Genomic DNA, 3419 nt, shown 5'->3' with positions numbered 1-3419 from the left:
CCGATGCCGATGCCGATGCCGAAGAAAACCGACTTCAAATCGTGGCGGCAGGAATAACGTCCTTCAAGGCCGACTTCTTCAGCAGCCTGTTAATGCCGGAATGAGCAAGACACTCATGAGCGTCATTCATCGACCTTCGAATGACGGAATGCGGAGAACCTAACCTCCGCTTCGGGCAATGATAATCGGCGCAATAATTATATGACTCATGATCTCCCTGCATGAGTAACCCGACTTATTGCCTGCTGCGTTCACCCCCGCTCTCGCAGCGCCTCGACCACGACCCCGAAGGCCGAAGAGGGGCGCTGCCGGCTTGGGTAATACAGGTGAAATCCAGGAAAATACGGGGAATATTCCTCAAGACAGGCCTTTAGCGCTCCGCTTTCGAGATGTGGCGCAGCCAACCGGTCGGGCACCAGTGCAAGGCCATGCCCATCAAGCGCCGCGCGTTCGACGAATGCTATTGTATTGAAGCAAATCTGTCCGGAGACCTTCACCCTGATCTCATGACCCTCGGCGTCTTCGAACTCCCAGGCATAGAGAGCACCATGAGTCGAAAGGCGTAGGTTAATACATGCGTGATCAGTCAGATCATGCGGTGTCTTGGGGATGCCAGCCTTCTCGAAATATTCCGGCGCCCCGACGCACAGCATCCGCTCGTCGGGACCAATCCTTGTCGCGATCATTCCTTCGCTCACGCTGTCCCCATAGCGTACCCCCGCATCACATTGCGCGGAAGCCAGGTCGGTGAAGCCATAGTCCATCACCAGTTCAATATTGATTGAAGGGTATTGCTTCAGGATTGGGGAAAGTTTCGGCCACAGGACTGTCTCGATGGCATAATCGGTCGAAACGATCCGGACCGTACCCGTCGGCTGATCGCGGGCATCATCCAGCGCGCGCAGCCGCGCCTCGATCATGTCGAAACAAGGATTGAGGGTCGCGAGCAGGTCCTCTCCCTCAAGTGTTGGCGCGACTGAACGCGTGGTGCGGGTCAGCAGACGCAATCCAAGGCGCTGTTCCAATGCTTTGATTGTGTGGCTAAGCGCCGATTGCGACACGTTGAGTCGTGCAGCCGCCTTGGTGAAGCTGCGTTCCTCGGCCACGGCAGCCAAAGCGATCAGATCGTTGATATTTTCACGCAACATCGTTGATGCCTCGGTTGGTTTCCCTAGGGTCATTTGGCTGGTCAGTCTCATGGTATATGCGCTCAGCTCATGATTTCCACAAATTATTCGAACAGGCCCGGGGCACGCATTCTTTCGCGCATGACCGCGCGGGCAGCTCTCTCTGCATTACCCGACAGTGAACGAGATGAGCCTGGACGATAATGCGCCGCAGTTCGGATATTCTCATGAGCGCGGCTCATGGATGTTGTGCGGCAAGAGACAGTTATTTTGCTGATCCTGTGAGCGCATTTTGAAAGACAGACGACTCCGGACCGGAGCCGTTATTGTCCGCACTCAGGAGAGGAAGATCGGCATGTGCCAGTCCTGCAATGATAAGCCTGAAACCCTGACCCGTGAGGGTGCAAGCCGCCGAGATTTCCTGCGCAGCGGGGCGGTGCTTGCTGCCGCGCCGGTCGCCACATCCATGATAGCGGCGCAGGCTGCAGCTCAGACGACAAACGGAACTCTGGCGGAATCCAAGGTTCAGGCCTGGGCCGCGCACGACACCGAGGGAAACTTCGCACCCTACACCATTTCGCGCCGTGCGGCAGGGGCGAAGGATGTTGTCATCGAGATCATGTACAGCTCGATTTGCCATTCCGACGTTCATACGTACAAAGGCGACTGGGGTATGCCGCACTTCCCGCTGGTCCCTGGGCACGAGATGGTCGGCCGGGTGGTCGGCACCGGCCCCGAGGTCACAAAATTTCGCGAAGGCGACATCGCCGGCGTCGGCACCATGGTCGACAGCTGCGGCACTTGCGTCAACTGTCTTGCCGACCGAGAACAGAACTGCCTCAACGGCACGACGTTCACCTATGATTCAGCCGACAAGATCTCGGGCGGTGTGACCTATGGGGGCTATTCCAGGAAGATCGTCGTGAAGGAGGAATTCGCGCTTCGCATTCCGCCGGGTGTGGATTTGGCCGGCTTTGCCCCGCTGCTTTGCGCCGGGATCACCACCTTCTCCCCGATCAACCACTGGAATCTTCAGCACGGCCAGCGCTATGGCGTGATCGGCATGGGCGGCCTGGGTCACCTTGCGGTGAAGCTCGCTGCGGCCAAAGGCGCCGAAGTCGTGGTCTTCACCACATCCGAGGACAAGATCGCTGATGCCAAACGCTTCGGTGCGGCCGAAGCCTATCTGTGGTCGGACGACGCGGCGATCGGGCGTCAGATGGGAACATTCGATCTGATGTTGTCCACCGTGCCGGTCGCCTATCCGATGCAGCCTTTCCTCAACCTGCTGAAACTCGACAAGACGCTGGTCAATGTCGGCGCCCTGTTCGAGGTTCAGGGCGCGCAGGGGATGCTGATGGCCTTTGGCCGTCAAAGCCTCGCCGGGTCGCTGACCGGCGGGATCGCGGAGACCCAGCGGGTAATCGACTTTGCCGCGCATCATGGTATCGCGGCGACCTATGAGATGATCACCCCGGATCAGATCGGCACAGCCTGTGAAAAAGTCGTCAACAAGGAAGCGCGCTATCGATATGTCATCGACATGACGCAGGTTTGATCTGGCATTTCCTGGAAGCGGCTCACCCATGATAACGCGGCGCGAGGGACCAGCGCCTTTGCACCTGACGTGAAGAGCCGCACAAATAAGGGGGCTGTAGATGCGACCCACAGCAATCGGCACATTTCTTGCCGCAATAGGCCTCGCCGCGGGGCTGACCAGCGCACGAGCAGGAGAAGGAGAGAACATGACCCGGATCACGGTGACCATCGGGCAGAAGGTTCTGACCGCGACCTTGGACGACACCCCTGCAGGTCGCGATTTCGCTCGCCTCTTGCCGCTCCATCTCGAGTTGACCGACTATCACGGCATCGAGAAAATAGCGAACCTGCCGCGAAAGCTCGACACCTCTGGAGCTCCGCGCAGTTACGAACCGGCGCCAGGCGACATAACGCTCTATGCGCCTTGGGGCAATCTCGCGATTTTCTACAAGCCGTTCAACAAGACTGCAGGTCTTGTCCGGCTCGGCGCGTTCGATGGTCCGCTCGACGCGCTGATGGGCAATCCGACCGCTCGCTTCGATCTTGCGGAGTGACTATGGATTGAAGCAAAGGAGGGGGCGACAATCGCTCCCTCCTTCTTATGGGTCCGCAGTGCTTGTAAGCTTTGTGTGTCCGTTGTCCTGGGATTGGGGACAGAAGGCTGGTTTCGCACAAAGGGCCTAGGCTCAGGACCCATTAATCGGCTTGCGGCGCCACTGGCGGCGTGATTCACGCTCTCCAACTATAGGAGGG

Annotated in this window: 3 protein-coding genes; 2 read left to right on the top strand and 1 reads right to left on the bottom strand. The window is 58.4% G+C overall.

The annotated features are described in order from the left end of the window. Nucleotides 1-251: 251 nt before the first annotated feature. Nucleotides 252-1199 (bottom strand): LysR family transcriptional regulator, encoded by a 948-nt coding sequence (locus G455_RS0122005; RefSeq protein WP_229861875.1) that lies wholly within the window; start codon nucleotides 1197-1199, stop codon nucleotides 252-254. Nucleotides 1200-1482: 283 nt separating this feature from the next. Here G455_RS0122005 and G455_RS25205 point away from each other — a divergent pair, with 283 nt between their 5' ends. Together G455_RS25205 and G455_RS0121995 are read left to right on the top strand one after the other, a co-directional pair. After that, nucleotides 1483-2685 carry an NAD(P)-dependent alcohol dehydrogenase gene (locus G455_RS25205; protein ID WP_051312689.1) on the top strand — a complete coding sequence of 401 codons (1203 nt, stop codon included), beginning with the start codon at nucleotides 1483-1485 and terminating at the stop codon, nucleotides 2683-2685. A 187-nt stretch (nucleotides 2686-2872) separates the two neighbouring features. Next, a complete protein-coding gene (locus G455_RS0121995; RefSeq protein ID WP_028095586.1) occupies nucleotides 2873-3220 on the top strand; it encodes a cyclophilin-like fold protein in 348 nt (115 codons plus the stop codon). Nucleotides 3221-3419: the final 199 nt, after the last annotated feature.

It is taken from the genome of Pseudodonghicola xiamenensis DSM 18339 (genome assembly GCF_000429365.1).
Taxonomy (GTDB): Bacteria; Pseudomonadota; Alphaproteobacteria; order Rhodobacterales; family Rhodobacteraceae; genus Pseudodonghicola; species Pseudodonghicola xiamenensis.
The sequence above is the reverse complement of the archived record's forward strand: the minus strand, read 5'-3'. Positions and strand labels throughout refer to the sequence as shown.